This is a genomic window from Candidatus Eisenbacteria bacterium, from assembly GCA_016930695.1.
In the GTDB taxonomy this organism is placed as follows: Bacteria; Orphanbacterota; Orphanbacteria; order Orphanbacterales; family Orphanbacteraceae; genus JAFGGD01.
The window spans coordinates 62,529-78,804 of record JAFGGD010000008.1; the positions used below are offsets into that span (position 1 = coordinate 62,529).

The 16,276-nt window shown below is 66.3% G+C and carries 13 protein-coding genes; 5 read left to right on the top strand and 8 right to left on the bottom strand.

Going from position 1 to position 16,276, the window contains the following annotated elements:
- The first annotated feature begins 1 nt into the window (after position 1).
- The 5 genes from JW958_01045 (at position 2) to JW958_01065 (ending at position 5,694) form a co-directional block, all read left to right on the top strand.
- Positions 2-757, top strand: a complete 756-nt coding sequence (locus tag JW958_01045; GenBank protein ID MBN1824818.1) for a response regulator — start codon at positions 2-4, stop codon at positions 755-757.
- A gap of 212 nt (positions 758-969) precedes the next feature.
- Positions 970-3,390 carry a GAF domain-containing protein gene (locus JW958_01050; protein ID MBN1824819.1) on the top strand — a complete coding sequence of 807 codons (2,421 nt, stop codon included), beginning with the start codon at positions 970-972 and terminating at the stop codon, positions 3,388-3,390.
- Between the two features lie 80 nt (positions 3,391-3,470).
- Positions 3,471-4,409, top strand: a complete 939-nt coding sequence (locus JW958_01055) for an HD domain-containing protein (GenBank protein MBN1824820.1) — start codon at positions 3,471-3,473, stop codon at positions 4,407-4,409.
- Positions 4,410-4,692: 283 nt separating this feature from the next.
- Complete coding sequence (locus JW958_01060) at positions 4,693-5,100, top strand: hypothetical protein (GenBank protein MBN1824821.1); 408 nt, start codon at positions 4,693-4,695, stop codon at positions 5,098-5,100.
- A gap of 45 nt (positions 5,101-5,145) precedes the next feature.
- Positions 5,146-5,694 (top strand): hypothetical protein, encoded by a 549-nt coding sequence (locus JW958_01065; protein MBN1824822.1) that lies wholly within the window; start codon positions 5,146-5,148, stop codon positions 5,692-5,694.
- Between the two features lie 247 nt (positions 5,695-5,941).
- Here JW958_01065 and JW958_01070 read toward each other — a convergent pair whose 3' ends face one another.
- The 8 genes from JW958_01070 to JW958_01105 form a co-directional block, all read right to left on the bottom strand.
- Positions 5,942-8,272 (bottom strand): response regulator, encoded by a 2,331-nt coding sequence (locus JW958_01070; protein MBN1824823.1) that lies wholly within the window; start codon positions 8,270-8,272, stop codon positions 5,942-5,944.
- Between the two features lie 114 nt (positions 8,273-8,386).
- A complete protein-coding gene (locus JW958_01075) occupies positions 8,387-9,337 on the bottom strand; it encodes a DMT family transporter (GenBank protein MBN1824824.1) in 951 nt (316 codons plus the stop codon).
- Positions 9,338-10,076: 739 nt separating this feature from the next.
- Positions 10,077-10,277, bottom strand: coding sequence for a hypothetical protein (locus JW958_01080; protein ID MBN1824825.1), 201 nt, complete (start codon positions 10,275-10,277; stop codon positions 10,077-10,079).
- Positions 10,278-10,424: 147 nt separating this feature from the next.
- The gene (locus JW958_01085; protein ID MBN1824826.1) at positions 10,425-12,899 is read right to left on the bottom strand and encodes a glycogen/starch/alpha-glucan phosphorylase; all 2,475 of its coding nucleotides are present in this window, start codon (positions 12,897-12,899) and stop codon (positions 10,425-10,427) included.
- A 305-nt stretch (positions 12,900-13,204) separates the two neighbouring features.
- Positions 13,205-13,699, bottom strand: coding sequence for a ferritin (locus JW958_01090; protein ID MBN1824827.1), 495 nt, complete (start codon positions 13,697-13,699; stop codon positions 13,205-13,207).
- 97 nt (positions 13,700-13,796) lie between these two features.
- The gene (locus JW958_01095; GenBank protein MBN1824828.1) at positions 13,797-14,075 is read right to left on the bottom strand and encodes a hypothetical protein; all 279 of its coding nucleotides are present in this window, start codon (positions 14,073-14,075) and stop codon (positions 13,797-13,799) included.
- Between the two features lie 148 nt (positions 14,076-14,223).
- The gene (locus JW958_01100) at positions 14,224-14,850 is read right to left on the bottom strand and encodes an MBL fold metallo-hydrolase (GenBank protein ID MBN1824829.1); all 627 of its coding nucleotides are present in this window, start codon (positions 14,848-14,850) and stop codon (positions 14,224-14,226) included.
- Positions 14,851-15,093: 243 nt separating this feature from the next.
- Entirely contained in the window at positions 15,094-16,218 is a 1,125-nt protein-coding gene (locus JW958_01105; GenBank protein ID MBN1824830.1) for an aminopeptidase P family protein, read from the bottom strand.
- Between the last annotated feature and the right edge of the window lie 58 nt (positions 16,219-16,276).

Genomic DNA, 16,276 nt, shown 5'->3' on the forward strand with positions numbered 1-16,276 from the left:
CATGGTCGCGGTGGCGCAGGGACGCGTGTTGATCGCGGACGACGACGCGAATTACTTGAAAACGATTTGCAGGCTGCTCGAGCGCGCGGGGTACGAGTGCGACGGAGTTCCGGACGGGTCGGCCGCTCTCGCCCGCCTGGAGAAGGACGCCTACGACCTCTTGATCGCCGACATCCGCATGCCCGGAAACGAACACCTGGAGTTGGTGGATCACACCCGCCGGGTCGTGGAGGGGCTGCCGATCATTCTGATCACCGGTTATCCGTCGGAGGAGACCGCCCGGGACGCGATCGGAACTTCCGTCGTGAAGTATCTGGAGAAGCCCTACGACAACCAGGCGCTGATCGACGCGGTGGGGCGCTCCATCGCCCGCTATCGCACCGCCCAAGCGATCCGCCGGTCGAGCGAAAGGATGCGGGAGTGGAGCGGTGAGATGGAACAGCTGATGCATCGGATCGCCGAGCCGGAACCGGACACCGCCCGTCCCCTCCCGCTCGTGGAGTTCATCGACCTCTGGCTCAGAAGCATCATGGCCGCCCTCGCCGATCTGCGGCACCTCACCGAGGGAATGCTCTACTCTCCCGACTCTTCCGACGTTTGCCGCCTGATGGAGTGTCCCCGGCTGGACAACCTGACACGGAAGATCCGCCGGACCATCGATGTACTCGAGGAGACCAAGGGTTCCTTCAAGTCGAAGGCGCTGGGCGATCTCCGAAGGGATCTCGAAACCACGCTGAAGGAGATGGGCGAACTATAAGTCCCGCCTGGAGTTCTCAAGTAGGGCCCGCTGTTTGCCGATTGTCCGGACGGAGGGATTCCGCGTCGTAGCGGAACGCCGCGTCGGAGGTCGCGTGAAACGGCTTGCGGGCGCGGCGCGCGGCCTCCGGTCGGTGGGGCGGCGGTCGCGCCCTTCGCCTGTAAGGCGGATTCCGGGAACGGCGCACACCCGTGCGCGGGAGAACGTCCATCGTGGAGCGGAACAAGAACGGCCCGAGCGGCGCGAATCGCGCCCCCTTCCCCGATCCCTTTTGGGAAGAACAGCTCCGTTATCTGCTCGCTTTCAGCGGCGGCCTGCTTGATCTGATCCCGGACGGCGTTGCCGTGTTGGACGACGGATTGCGGGTCCGTTCGGCGAACCGGTGTTTCCGCGAGGCGTTCGCCGCCGCCGCCGCCGAGGACGGCCCCCCCGCCCCCTTCGATCATCCTCTGCTCGATGCGCCCGTCCGCCCGACCGGCGGCGCACCCTCCCTCCGTGATGAGCTTCTGGGGTTGCTCCGCGACGGTGGCGGGGAGCGCCCCCGCCGATTCACCCTCTCCCTCCAGAGCCCGGAAGGGGAGCGCCGTTGGGTCGTGGAGGCACGCGCCTGGGATCGGGACGACCCGGAGGGGCGCCGGCTGCTCCTCTGGATCCGCGAAGAAGGCCGCGCGGAGGAACCCCACACCGCCGTCCTGGTCGGCGCCTCCGAAGAGGACCTCGCGCTGATCGACCTTCTCCACCGATCCACCGGAGTCCGGCTGCTCCGCGTTTGGGATCCCGACCCGGATGCGCCCGGCCTTTCATTCGCCACGGAGCGGGGGATCGCCGCGTCCGGCGGCGGCGAACCGGCGCCCCAAGGGGCGAGAGCCCCGGAGGCATTCTTGATCGCGCGCGCCGAGTTGCGGGCCGGGCTGAGGGGGCGGCCGCCGGCGGGGGCCGTGATCGTCCAGCCGGAGGAGATCGACGCCTTCCTGCGTGATCCCGATCTCTATCTGCGGGGGAGACGGAAGAGGGGGAGAGCGGAGGCCGGCGGGGACGAGGCGGCGTTCGGAGAGAGGGCGGCGGGAGAAACCCGCCCGCAGGACGGAGAGAGGAACTCCGGGGAAGAGACCGTGAAAAATCCGGCCGCGTCGGGGATCGACGGCGAGGTGGATCGCATCCTGCAGGCGCTCGACCTCATTCTCGATTTCCAGAGCCTGAGCGACTGGGTTCTCGAAAGGGCGCTCGATCTCTCCGGGGGAGTGACCGGGAGCCTGATGATCCTCGAGGGGGAGAGGGAGCTTCGGATCGTCGCTTCCCGGGGAATTCCCGAGAACGTGGCCCGGTCGACACGGCTGCGGGTCGGCGAGGGGATCGCGGGGAGCGTGGCCCAGAAGGGGGAACCGCTTCTCCTGGTGGGACGCGTGGGGGACGAGCGCTTTCAGGGAGTCGGAGGGCGGCCCAAGATCGGGTCGTCCATCAGCGTTCCGATCCGCGCCGGCGACATGCTTCTCGGAGTGCTGAATGTGAACGCCCCGCCGGAGGAGAGGACCTTCGGCGAGAGGGAGCTGGAGCAGGTGGGGAGGCTCGGCCTCCAGATCGGACGGGCGCTTCAGCGTTCCCTGGAGCTCCGGGAGATGCAGCGGCGATCTTACGAGCAGTCGATTCGGTCTCAAGTGGATTCCATCGCGGCCGGGGCCGCCGACCTTGGCACCAAGCTGCGGCGGATCGCGGCGCGACTCGCCGGCGTTCTGGAGGCGGATCTCTGCTCGATCTTCCTGCTCGATCCGGAGCAGGAGGAGCTGGAGTTGCGCGCTTCCGCGGGACCCGCCGCCGGCGCGATCGCGACGGCCCGAATCCGGGTGGGGAGAGGTCTCGTCGGGAGGGTCGCGCGAAACCGGTCGCCGATCCGGATGCGGAGCGAGCCGAACGGAGAGACCGCCGTTCTGCTCGAGATGGGGGTGCCGATTCTGCACCACACCGATCTGTTCGGCGTGCTCCTGCTGGAGACCGGCTTCCCCGCCGGCGCCGAGGAGGAGAGGAGCGAGTCGATCGCCTCCGCCCTCGCCGCCGGCGCGTCGCGGATCGGCGAGGTCTGCGGATACGATCGGTCGAACCGGCGGATGACGTTCCTCTCCGCGCTCAGCGAGATGGGGACCGCGTTCACCGCGGCGCGGGACCGGACGGGGCTCGCGAAGCTGATCGCTTTCACGGCGGCCACGGTGCTCGAATCCGAGGTGGCGATGGTCCGAATCCTGCGCGAGGGGGCGGATCCGGCCGCGGCCGGATCGGAGGAAATGGAGCTTCTCGCCGCGCACGGCGCCTCGCTGCCCGGCGAGGATCATCCACTCGCCCTTCTCGATGAACTCGTCTCCGCGAAGGCGACAACGTCCGGCCGGGCGACCCGGGAAACGGGAGGCGATCCGGGAGCGGAGGCGTCGCTCCGAAAAAGGGCGAACGTCTCGGCCTTTCTCGGGTTGCCGGTTCTTTCCGGCCGGGACCGCATCGGTACGATCACGGTTTACCGCGTGATCGGCCCGGAGGAACGGGAGACCCGTTACGGAGAACAGGAGATGGAGGCGGGGATGCGTCTCGCCGATTACGCGGCGGCGGCGGCGATCCGCTTCACCGGAACGGAAGATGAGGAGAAGTAAACCGTAAAAAATGGCCGCTCTCGGGGGTGGACGGCCGTCAACCATCATCCCGGAAAACACCGGGAGAAGGGGGACGGACCATGGAACGAATCAAGGAATTCGTGTTCCGCCATTTCGAGGCTCTCGTGGTGCTTTCGGTCTTCGGCGGCGTGCTCACCATGCATCTCCTGGTCGTTCATCAAGCCTCGTTTCTGCATTTCTACTTTCTTCCCGCCCTGCTCGCCGGATACGTGCTCGGCCTCAGGGCGGCGCTGCTCACGTCGCTCCTCTCCATCGCTTTTCTGGTCTTTTTCATGCAGGCCGCTTCGGAGCCGATCCTCGGCTCGGACGGCGGGGAGGCGGCGTTCACCATCGGCGTGTGGGGAGGATTCCTGATTCTCACGAGCGCCGTCACCGGCGTTCTCTACGAGAAGAAGGAGAAGAAGGTCCGAGAACTCCACTCCGCCTATGTGGGCGTCCTGGAGATCCTTTCCAAGTACATCGAGTCGAACGACCGGTACACGCTCGGCCATTCGATGCGGGTCTCCCAGATGGCGGCCGCCGTGGCGGAGCGGATGGGTCTCTCCCGGCGCATGGTGGAGAACTGCAGGGTCGGCGGGTTGCTGCACGATATCGGGAAGGTGGAGATCTCTCTGGACCTGATCCGCAAGGCTTCCGCGTTGACCGAGGCGGAGCGGGCGGAGGTGGCGACCCACGCCGAACGCGGGGCGCGGATGATCGACTCTCTCGGCGGCATCCTGCAAGAGGTCGTTCCCGTAATCGAGATGCATCACCTTCACTACAAGGAGGGGGGGATGGAGGGCACGGCTCTTCCCATCGAGTCGCAGATCATCTCCGTGGCGGACACCTACGACGCGATCGTCACCGACCGCCCCTACCGGGCGGGTAGACCCCCCGTCCAGGCTTTCGCCGAGTTGGAAAAGGGGTCGGGGACGCAGTTCTCGCCCAAGGTCCTACAGGTGTTCCGTGAGGTGATGGCCGACAAACTCTATGAAGTGGAAGCGGTTACGGTCCCTTAAAAAAAGCGTCTTTTTCGGTAAAGCCCGGCGGCGGGCCGCCGATAATCGGAAGGAAGCAACGCAGCGTACCTGATAGCTGCCTTGTCGTACAGAGAAACGGAGCTGTAAGACGAAGGCGTGGCCACCGGATCCCCGAGGGATGCTGGAGGCCGCGCCTTTTCGCATGTCGGTGAAAAACGCGAATAAAGGCGTGTCGGCGGCGGTCCGGAGGCCGGAACCCCCCGTTGGGCCACAAACGGATCGTCGCCGCCTTTGATTTTCCGGTACGTGGAGGTGGTTTGGGATGAAGACGCTCGTGGTGCAGGAAACACGAGGCGACGGTCGAAGGCTGGAAGCGCTCCTCGCGGTTTGCGGACCCTGCGTGGTCGTGCCGGACGGCGACGCGGCGATCCGGGAGTCCCGGAAAGCGTTGCAGGAGGGGGAGCCGTACGACTTCCTCTGCCTCGATCTGCTCCAGCCCGGCGCGAATTGGCGTGAGGTGGTCGCCGGGTTGCGGAGGGAGGAGGAACGATACCCTCTGCTCCAAGCGAACGCCCGGGTTCTGGTGACCACCGTTTTACGAGACGATCACCGAACCGTGGATTGTCTCAGAAAGCAATGCGACGCCTGCCTGATCAAACCCGTGGAGCCTCGAGCGCTTTTCGCGTGCGTCGCCCGTTTGGGTCTTTTGGAAGAGGCGTGGCGGCACTGACCCCGGGGACGGGTCGGGAAGGCCGCGTGTCGAGAGGAGAACAGGATGAGAGGGAAGCTATGGATCGCCGCGTTGGCGCTCGCGCTGTTGGCGGGAGCGGTTCCCGCGGCGGACGAATCGGACGTGCAGAACTCCGTCGTCGGAGGGACCATTCCGGAGCTGTGCCAGCTCGCCCTCGCGGGTGACCTGTCGGCGCTGCTCACGCTCACCCAGGACGGCACCGGCGAGACCGCCTACGACGCCGGCTACATCGAGTCGGCGGCGGACGCGGTGACTCTTACGCTGGACGCGAACAAACAGTGGAAGCTGAGCGCCAAGTACGACGGCACCGGCTGGAGCTGTCCCGGTTCCTACAACAAGGCGGAAACCGATCTTTGGATCAAGATCACCAACAGCCCGACCGGGACGATCCAGAACAGCGCCGACGCCTACCTGAATCTGGGTTCCTCGGACACGGAGGTTCTCTCCCACACGGCGGGGGTCTCCGATAACAGCGTGGAGATCCAGACGAAGGTCGACCTGGACTGGACCGCGGACATCCCGGGCGCCTACAGCATCACGGTGGTCTACACCTTGGAAACGACCACCGGTTAATCCGATCATTCTCCGGGCGGGGCGTCCCCCTTCGCCCCGTTCCGGATCCCCCCTTCCTCCGAGCCGCGGCGCCGCCCGCGGCTTTCTCTTTTCCCCCGGCCGCCGCGGATCTTCCGCCCCGTTCCTCGCCGAGCGATGGATTCGCTCCTCTTCTTTCGATCCATCAAACACCGGTCGTTCGGGTCGTCCATGGAAAGGGAATGGGAAAGGGAAAGGGGAGAGGGGAGAGGGGAGGAGAATCGGAGGCTCAGCCGCGCGGCCCGACGGCGTGGCCGGCGACGTGGTCGCGGAGGCGATCGATCTCTCGGCCGAGAGGGGCGAGCGCCCCCTCCGCGCCGGAGAGGTCGCCGGCGCGGCCGAGCCCCTCCAGGCGTTCCGCGCATTGCCGCAGGCGCTCGGCGCCGAGACCCGCGGCCGCTCCCTTGAGCGCGTGGGCTCGATCGGCGGCCGCGACGCCGTCTCCGCGCTCGATCGCCTCGCGGATCTCCTCCATTCTCTCCGGCGACCGTTCGAGAAGAAGGGTGAGAAGGCGGTCGAACATCTCGTGGTCCCCCTCCATGCGGCGGAGGGCGCCTTGTCTATCGAGAACCGCCGCCGCGTCCGGCTCGCCGGAGAACGGAGGCGCGCAGCCCGCGTCGGGGCCGCCCGCGTCGGGCGCGCCGCGCCGCGCGATCACCCGGCGCAGATCCTCCGGGCGTATCGGCTTGCTCAGGTAGTCGTCCATGCCGGCGGCGAGAAAGCGCTCCCTGTCGCCGGGGAGGGCGTGGGCGGTCATGGCGATCACCGGCAGGGAGGCGAAGCGCCTGTCGGCGCGGATGGCGGCGGTCGCGGCGAGGCCGTCCATCTCGGGCATCTGGACGTCCATCAGAACCAGATCGAATGTCTCCCGCTCGAGAAACTCCAGCGCTTCCCGCCCGTTGGAGGCGACCCGCACCGTGTGCCCCGCCCTCTCGATCAGCGTTCGCGCCAGTGTCTGGTTGATCTCGTGATCCTCGGCGAGAAGGACGCGCGCCGGCTCGACCGGTTCCCCCTCCGGATCCGGCGGCGGCTCGAGACGGGATCGCGTCAGCTCGCTCTCCTCCGCCGCCCGGCCCATCACCCGGAGGACCGTTTCCAGGAGATCTCTCTGCTTCACCGGTTTGGTTTGGTATCCCTGCCAGCCCAGGTCCTTCCGGTTCGCGAAGCGGCCGAGCCGCTCCATCGAGGAGAGGAGGATCACCGGCGTTTCCGGGAGTTCCGGGTCGCGGTGGATCGCGTGGAGAATGTCCAAACCGTCGGTCCCGCCCATCTCCACGTCCAGGAGGGCGAGATCGAAGGGATCGCCCGCGGCGTGCGCCTCCCGGAGGAGGGTGAGCGCCCCGAAAGCGTCCGCGGCCTCTTCGGGCCGGCATCCCCAGGAGCGGAAAATCTCGCGCAGCATCCGCCGCCCGGCGCCGTTGTCGTCCACAAGGAGGACCTTCATGTTGTGAACGCTGATGTCTCGGACCGTTTCCTCGGCCCGGTGGCCGACACCCAACTCCACGGTGAAACGGAAAACGCTCCCCCGGTCCGGTCCGCTCTCCACGCCGATCCCGCCGTCCATGAGCCCGACCAGCTCACGACAGATGGCGAGACCGAGCCCTGTTCCGCCGTAGCGGCGGGAGGTGCTCCCGTCGGCCTGGCGGAAGCTCTCGAAGATCCGCTCCGTCTGCTCCGGCGGGATGCCGATGCCGGTGTCGCGCACCGTCGCCTCCAGCACGACGCGTCCCTCGTCGCGCGACGAGGCGCGCACCTCGACCACGACCTCTCCCCGGTCGGTGAACTTGATCGCGTTCCCGACCAGGTTGACGAAGACCTGCTGCAGGCGGAGCGGATCGCCGCGTAGGACCGGCGGCACGTCGCCCGCGACGTGGAAGAGGAGTTCCAGCCCTTTCTCGGCGGCGCGCCCGGCGGTGATGTCGTTCACGCGGTCCAGCACGCGGCAGACGTCGAAGTCGACCCTCTCCAGCTCCATCCGCCCCGCCTCGATCTTGGAGAAATCGAGCACGTCGTTCAGAAGGGCGAGCAGAGTCTCGGCCGAGCCGCGCACCGCGTTCAAGTACCCCTGCTGCTCGGCGCTGAGGTCCGTGCCGAGGGCCAGCTCGGTCATGCCGATGATCCCATTCATTGGGGTGCGGATCTCGTGGCTGATGTTGGCGAGAAACTCCCCTTTGGATCGGCTCGCGTCCTCCGCCTCCGAGGCCAGCTTCCGCGAACGGACCACCGATTGCTCGAGCCGTTCGTTCATGGAGGCGAGCACCTCCTCGGCGCTGGACCTGTCGAGTTCCCTCCGGCGGAGGGCGCCGGCGGCCGTGAGAATCCCGGCGGAGACGGCGCCCCAAAGGAGGGCGTGGATGGCGAGAAGGGCGAGGTCGGCGCGGCGGTCCTCCGCCGCTTCCGCGGCGGGCGCGGCGGCGCGGAACGAGCCCCTGGAGAGGGCCAGGTTTCCCGCGAGGGCCAGGGCGACGAGGGCGGTCCATCCGAGCAGAAGTCCCCAGGCGGCACCCCCGAGCCTCTTTCCGAACCCGCGAGGCCCTCGGTTCGACATTTCCGGCTTCATGGCTCCTCTCCCGCGCGAAATCCGCCGCCGTTCCCGTCCGGGCGGCGCTCGGTTTCATCCCCCTTCGGAGGATCGGCACGGAAGGGGCGGCGCTTCAGCCGGCGCGGGGGGAAGTCAGCGGAGGAGAAGGAGCGCCGTGCCGGCGAGGGCGATGACGGCGCCCACCGCTTCACGGGGAGACGGCCTGTCCTTTTGGAACCAGGCGCCCAGGGGGAGGAGCCAGATCGGCGTGGTGCTGAGCAGTGTGAGGGCGATGCCGGTGGGAGCCCTCTTGATGGAGAGGACCATCAGGAATAGGCCGATAAAGGGCCCGAAGAAGCTGGCGAGGCAGAGCCGGGCGAGGATCCGGCCGCGCAGGATAAGCCGTGTCCAGTGGGCGAGATGCCCGCCGAGAAGGGCGAAGAGAAGGAGTCCGGCGGCCCCGGCGGTCGCCCGGATCTGGGTCGCGGCGAGGGTGTCCACCCTCGCGAGGGAAGGTTTCGCGAGGAGCGCGCCCACCGCCTGGCCCGCGGCGCCGCCTACGGAGAAGAGGACGCCGGCGAGGGTGACGTGGCGATGGAGGAACCCCCGATCAGGGCAGGGGACGGCGCCGCAGTCCGGGACGGGCGGGTGGGTGAGGCCGTCCGGCGCGGCGCGGCGTTTTTCGCCGACCACAAGGGCGATCCCGGCGAGGGCGATCACCATGCCGGCGATCCCGGCGCCGCCGAGCCGCTCGCCGAGGAAGAGGTAGCCGCCGAGGGCGCCGATCACCGGGTTCAGCGAGAAGACGAGCATCGCCCGGCGCGTGCCGAGCGTGACGAAGCCGCGGAAGAGGAGCGAGTCGCCGAGGCTGAGGCCGACCAGGCCGCTCAGGGCGAGAAGGGCGATGTCGGCGGGCGGGACGCCGCGCCCCCAGGGGACGCCGTCGCGGATCAGAAAGACGGAACCGAAGAGGAAGACCGCCGCGACGGTCTTGAATGTGTTCGCCGCCGTCGGAGTGGAGATCCGGCCCGCGGAGGTGAACGCAATGGATGTGGACGCCCAGATGATCGCCGCTCCGAGTGCGGCCATTTCGCCGATCGGCATTCACCCACTCCTTCCGAGTTGCCCTGTACCGCGGCAAAGAAGGGAAAATCTTACCATAAAGAGAAGAAAGACCGCGGACGGACGGGGTAATCCCTCTCGGAGTCCGGGGCGTTTGGTATCGGCATCGATTCTTTCTCTTCCCCCACCGGTCTCCCTTCGGGGCACGGTGTGGGAAGGAGGACGGACGGGTAATCCTTCTCGGAGTCCGGGGCGCTTGGAATCGGTATCGATTCTTTCTCTTCCCCCACCGGTCTCCCTTCGGGGCACGGTCCGGATGCTTCCGCATCCTCCCTCTTCTCGCTCGCCGACCCACCTTTGCCCGCCCCGATAAGCTCGACAGATTCATTTACGCCTCGACGGAGGCGGGCTCCGGTGGGTGCCCGGCGAGTCGAGACGGCCCCGAGAGGGAGACCGGCGGCGGAAGGGAGGTCGCCCGCCCCTTCTCCTCGAAGGATCACACCGCCCGTCCGGGGAGGAAGCGGAGGGGATGGCGGGAGAGGGAGAAGCGCTGACGGCTCCGAGAGGGAGACCGGCGGCGGAAGGGAGGTCGCCCGTACCGCCCCTTCTCCTCGAAGGATCACGCCGTCCGTCCGGGGAGGAGGCGGAAGGGAGAGTGGGAGAGGGCTAGGGTGAGGGCGTCTTTATCGGTATCGACATCGAAATCGGATTCCGCCGTCCGTCCGAGGAGGAGCGCAAAGGGGTGATGTCTGTTCGGGATAGAGGTGAGAGTGCCAACGCGTCAGCGGATCGGGGCCGGCGTCCTCTCTTCCGCCGTCTCCGTCCCGTTCGGCAGGACCGGACAGCGGTTGCGATCGCGGAGCGCCCGGATGAAAAGGGCGCGCGCGGTGGGCGAGGCGCCTCCGTTTTTCGATAGCGGGCCCGAATCGCGCAGAATCCTCTGGGAGAGGCGTCGCAGGGTTCGTTCGTCGGTTTGCATCATCTCCGTCCTTTCCGGCGGTGGGGGGATCGTCCGGAGTGGAGCGACCCTTTCTTTACCGGGTATCGGCGGAGAGCGTTATAACTTTAGGCGGATTTGGTGTTCTTGTCCGGTGGATAAGAAGTCGGTGGAAGCCAGACGGTCCCTTCCTCACCGTTGTGTTTCTATTCCCCAGATCTCCCGGGCGTAGGCGCTGATCGTCCTGTCGCTGCTGAACTTGCCGATTCTGGCCACGTTATGGATCGCCTTGGCCGCCCATTCGTCGGGCCGGCGGTACAGACGGGTCACCTTCTCCTGCGTGTCGATGTAGGAGGGGAGATCGGCGAGGTGGAAATAGGGATCCTGCTGATTGACGAGGGACTCGAAGATCCACTTGTACAGGTCCGGTTCGCGGGTGGGGCAGAAGAGGTCGGAGTTGATGGCGTCCATCACGCGCCGGACGTAGTGGTTGTTGGAGTAGTAATTCCAGGTGTTGTAACCGCCGTTCCGGCGCATCTCCTCGATCTCTTCCGCGCGGAGCCCGAAGATGAAGATGTTCTCCGCGCCCACCTCCTGCATGATCTCGATGTTCGCCCCGTCCAGGGTTCCCACCGTGAGCGCGCCGTTCATCGAGAATTTCATGTTCCCCGTTCCCGAGGCTTCCATGCCGGCGGTGGAGATCTGTTCGCTCACGTCGGCGGCGGGGATGATCTTCTCGGCCAGGGAGACGCGGTAGTCGGGGATGAAAACGACCCGGAGACGCCCGCGGACCCTCTTGTCGTTGTTCACGACCGAGCCGACGCCGTGGATCAGGCGGATCACCTGCTTGGCGGCCCAGTACCCGGGCGCGGCCTTGCCGGCGAAAACGTAGGTGCGGGGAACGCCGATGTCCCTGCCGTCCTCGATGATGGTGAAGTACTGGTGGACGATCTGCATCACGTTGAGGAGCTGCCGCTTGTATTCGTGGATCCTCTTGACCTGGCAATCGAAGATCGAGTCCGGGTCGACCTCCTCCTGGGTCGTCTCCCGGATCAGCTTGCCGAGGCGGACCTTGTTTTCCCGTTTGATTCGGCGGAACTCCTCCTGGAAGGCGGTGTCCTCGGCGTGGGCGTCGAGGCCGCGGAGGCGGTCCAGGTCGGTGATCCAGCCGTCGCCGATGGTCCGGTTGATCAGGTCGCTCAGCTCCGGGTTCGCCTTCAGGAGCCAACGCCTCTGGGTGACGCCGTTCGTCTTGTTGTTGAACTTCTCCGGCCACATCTCGAAAAAGTCGGGGACCAGATTCTTCTTGATCAGCTCGCTGTGCAGGTCCGCCACGCCGTTCACGGAGTGGCTGCCGACGATGGCCAGATGCGCCATCCGCACGCGCTTTTCGTCGTCTTCCTCGATGACCGCCATCCGCTGCCGCCTCTTCTCGTCTCCCGGCCAGATGCGCTCGATCCGCTTCAGGAAGCGATCGTTGATCTCTTCGATGATCTGGAGGTGTCGGGGGACGACCCGCCGGAGGAGGCAGACCGGCCATTTCTCGAGCGCCTCCGGCAGCAGGGTGTGGTTGGTGTAGCCGAATGTTTTCACCGTCAGCGCCCAGGCTTTCTCCCACTCCAGGGCGCGCTCGTCCACCAGAATCCGCATCAACTCGGCGATGGCGAGAGCGGGGTGCGTGTCGTTGAGCTGGATCGCCGTGCGCTCCGGGAAGCGCTCGATTTCTTCGTTCTCCTGGAAGAACTTCTGGGTGATGTCCCAGAGGGCGCAGGCGATGAAGAAATACTCCTGCAGGAGGCGCAGTTCCCGGCCCGCCTCGACCGAGTCGGAGGGATAGAGCACCTTGGAGATCGTCTCGCTCGCCACCTTTCGTTCAACGGCCCGGAGGTAGTCGCCGCCGTTGAAAATCCCCATGTCGAATTCGTGGGAGGAACGGGCGGAATACAGGCGGAGCGTGTTCACTGTCCGGCCGCCGTAACCGACGATCGGCATGTCGTAGGGGACGCCGATGAGGATGCTCCAGTCCATCCACATCGGGTTGTACCCGCCCTCGCGATCGCTGGTGTGCTCCAGGCGCCCGTAGGCGGGGACGATGCAGGCTTGGTCCGGCCGCTCGATCAGCCAGGGGGTGCCGAAGGAGCGCCACTGGTCCGGGCGCTCGCGCTGCTGGCCGTTGGCGATCTGCTGGCGGAAGAGGCCGTACTCGTAGTTGATGCCGTACCCGAAGCCGGGCATGTCGAGGGTGGCCAGGGAGTCGAGGAAGCAGGCGGCGAGCCGACCGAGGCCGCCGTTCCCGAGGGCGGCGTCGTTCTCTCCCTCCCGCACCTCCTCCAGATCGACGCCCATCCGGTCCAGCGCCTCTCGGGCCGTTTCGAAGAGGCCGAGGTTGAGGAGGTTGTTCCCGAGGGACCGCCCGATCAGGAACTCCATGGAAAGATAATGGAGACGTTTCGCCCCGTTCCGCCGGTAGCGCTCCTCCGTTTCGATCATTCCGTCCACGAGACGGTCGCGGATGGCGAGGGCGACGGCGGTGAACAGCTCCTGGCCGGAGAGGTTTTTCCAGTTCCTCCCCATGGAGTAACGCACGTGTCGCTGGATCGCCTGTTGCATCTCCGACACGGAATCGGCGGAGACGGAAACGGTCGTGCTTCCGGGAACAGTAGCCATGGATCCCTATCTCCATCCCCGCGCCCGGTGCTCCGGCCGCCGGGGAAATGGTCCTCCCCCGCGCCGGACCTCGCGCAGGTCGTCGGTGCGCACCCATGCGCCGCTCCTGAGCGGCGGGGGCCGTTCGGATCTTACGGGGGGCCCGTCTATCCGCTTTTCGGACGTTCACCCGATCCGGTTGAGGTGTTTCCGCGGGCGGTCATGAACGGCGGGGCGCTCCGCGATCGAAACGCCCCGCCCCCGCTTCTCGGGGGACCGTCCCCGCCGGGGAGACGCCCCCCACCGTGTTATTCGCTCCGTTCCCTTTACGCCGCGCCGCGGGCGGCGAGTTGGCGGTCGATCATGAAGAGACCGTTGGTGTTGGCGCCGACCATCTTGAGCATCTGCACCACCTCGTCCACCGACGCCTCCTCTTCCACCTGCTCCGTCACGAACCACTGGAGCATGGCCTGGGTGGCGTGGTCCTTCTCGACGACGGCCAGGTTCACCAGCTTGTCGATCGAGGCGGTCACCTTCTGCTCGTGCAGATAGGCGTCCTGGAAGGCGGCGAGGGGGGTCTTCCACGTGGCCTGGGGCGCGGAGATGGCCTGCAGCGTCGCCGTTCCGCCCCGCTCCAGGATGTAGTTTTGGATCTTCAGCCCGTGCCCGACCTCTTCCTGAGCCTGCATGCGCATCCAGGCCGCGGCCCCGTTCAGGTTCTTGGCCGCGAAATCGACGGACATGGAGAGGTAAAGATAGGCGCTTTCCAGCTCCATGTTCACTTGGTCGTTCAGGGCTTTCTCCATTTTCTTCTTCAGCATGGCTTTCTCCTCGCGCCTCCGGGGCGAGGCGCCTGGTCTTGGTTTCTATACGTTTCCGGACGGAGGCGAACCGCGTTCTCCGCGCGGCCCGGGCGGCTCAGAGCCGCCGGTACGCCTCTTCGTCCAGTCCGAATATGTATGTGTTCCCCTTCACCGCCAGGGGGCGGCGGAGAAGGTTCATGTCTTCTCTCATGAGGCGGATCGCCTCTCGTTTGCCGATCTTCTTCCCCTTCAAGCCGCGCTCACGGAAGGGGATGCTGCGGGGATTCAGAAAATCCTCCACCGGGCGGTCGCCGATGAGGCTTTCCAGCTCCTTCCGGGTGAGGGGGGCCTTGTCGAAGTCGCGCCACTCCGTCTCCACACCGAGTTCCCGCAAGAGACCTCTTGCCTTCCGACAGGTGCTTCAAGTGGATTTGCAGTAGACGCGGATCAATCTCCCTCTCCCATTCTCCCGGTCGAGCCTCGTGTCCGGTTCGAGATCTATAAGATAAAACGTTTCGCGTCTCCGAGCCAACCCCGGAAAATCAGAAGCCCGCCAGGAAGGGGTTCCCGTTCCTTTCCTCTTGTATGGTGGTGTCCGGGCCGTGGCCGCAGTGGACCACCGTGTCGCCCGGGAGGATCAGAAGCCGCTCCCGGATCGATCGCAACAGCGCCTCCCCGTCGCCGCCGGGGAGGTCGGTCCGTCCGATGGAGCCCCGGAAGAGGGTGTCGCCGGCGAAGAGGTGTCCGCGGACGAGGAAGGCGGTTCCCCCCGGCGTGTGGCCGGGCAGGTGAATCACGGCGATCTCGACGCCGGCGATGTCGAGCCTCTCGCCGTGCCGGAGAGGCCGTCCTTCCGAGGGGACGCGGGGCGGCTCGATCCCGAACAGGGCGGCGTGCTCCGGCGCGGCCTCGGCGACGGGCCGGTCCGCGGGATGCAGGTAATAGGGGGCGTGAAAACGCTCCCGAAGCGCCTCCACGGCGCCGATGTGGTCGAGATGGCCGTGGGTGTTCAGGATCGCCGCCAATCGCCGACCCCCGGCTTCGATCCGCTCCGCGATCCGGTCCGGTTCGCCGCCCGGATCGATCAGGATCGTGTCGGGTCGGTCCGTGCGGCCGAGGAGCCAGGCGTTCGCCTGGAAGGGACCGACCGTGATCCGGTCGATCCGCAAAATGTATTTACACTCATTTTGCATGGCGATGTTTTTCACGTTAACGGGAGAGAGATCCTCTCCACGCGGGCGGTCCGCCGATGGTCGATGCCCCCCGGTCTTCGGTTCGGGGAGTCTAGACGCCGGTGGGAGGGGGTGTCAAGCGGGGCGCCGCCGGCGCGCGTCGCGACGCGGGCGTGAGGAAGACGAAAAGGGCGGGGACGATGAAGCCCCCGCCCCGCCGATTCTCCCGAATCCGGCCGGTCAGACCTCCAGGATTTTGGGCATCTTGGTGAGGTTCTTGGCGCCGGTCGCGGTGACCGCCACCATGTCCTCGATACGGATGCCGCCGTGTCCCAGATAGTAGAGGCCCGGCTCGACGGTGACCACGTGGCCCGCCTTCAGCTTGAGGTTCACCTTGGAAACCCTCGGGGCCTCGTGAATATCCAGCCCCACGCCGTGACCGGTCCCGTGGATGAACCCCTGGAATTTGCCGTTCAGTATTCCCGTTTCGAAACCCTGTTTTTGGAAGTACTCCACGATGGCGCCGTGCACCTTGTCGCCGCGCACGCCCGGCTTGATCATGCCGATGCCGATCCGCTGGCCTTCACGGACGGTGTGAAACATCTTTCGCACGCGCTCGCTCGCCTTTCCCTTGACCACCGTGCGGGTGATATCCCCCCAGTAGTGAGTCGTCTGGGAGCGCGGGAAGACGTCGAGCACGATCGGCTTGTTCGCTTTCAACGGGCCGTGTCCCTGGTTGTGCGGATCCACGGCTTGGTCGCCGCAGGCGACGATCGTTCCGGCGAGGGCGAGGCAGTCCGACTCCATCAGGTCGAGGTGAATCCTCTTCCGGACCATCTCCGCGGTGAGGGGGCGGCCGCCCACGTAGAGCGTTCCCCGGCGGACCGACGAGGACTGGATCCAACGGATCGCCGTTTCCAGCGCCTTTTCCGTTTTCCGAAGGGTCTGGGTGATCAGCTTGATCTCGTAGGAGTCCTTCTGTTCCCGTTCGTGGACGAAGGGGTCCTCCGCGATCTCGAGAACGAAGCCGTGCCCGCGGAGCTTTTCCGCCGCGCTGAAGGGAAAGCGCGCCGGCAAGGTGAGATGGGTGACGTTCTTTTCGTCCAGGAAAACGGCCAGCGCGTCGGCGAGATCGTTGCTTTCCGCCTTCTCCAGATAGGTCGAAATCGGAAGTACCTTGTCCACCGCGGACTCTTCCTGCGCCCGGCCCACCTCGAAATCGGTGAGGAGGATCGTGCTCCGGCTTCCGATTTTGACGTAAAGGAACGGGTCGCCGCTCGCGAAGCGCGTGAGATAGAGAAGGTCGGAGTCGGACATGCTGTCGCCGAGAACGACGGTGGCCAGCTTCTTCTTCTTCCTTGTCATAGCCGCATCCTTCTTCGGGAGGGTGAATCGCCGATATCCGAGCATAGCACGGGAGGCG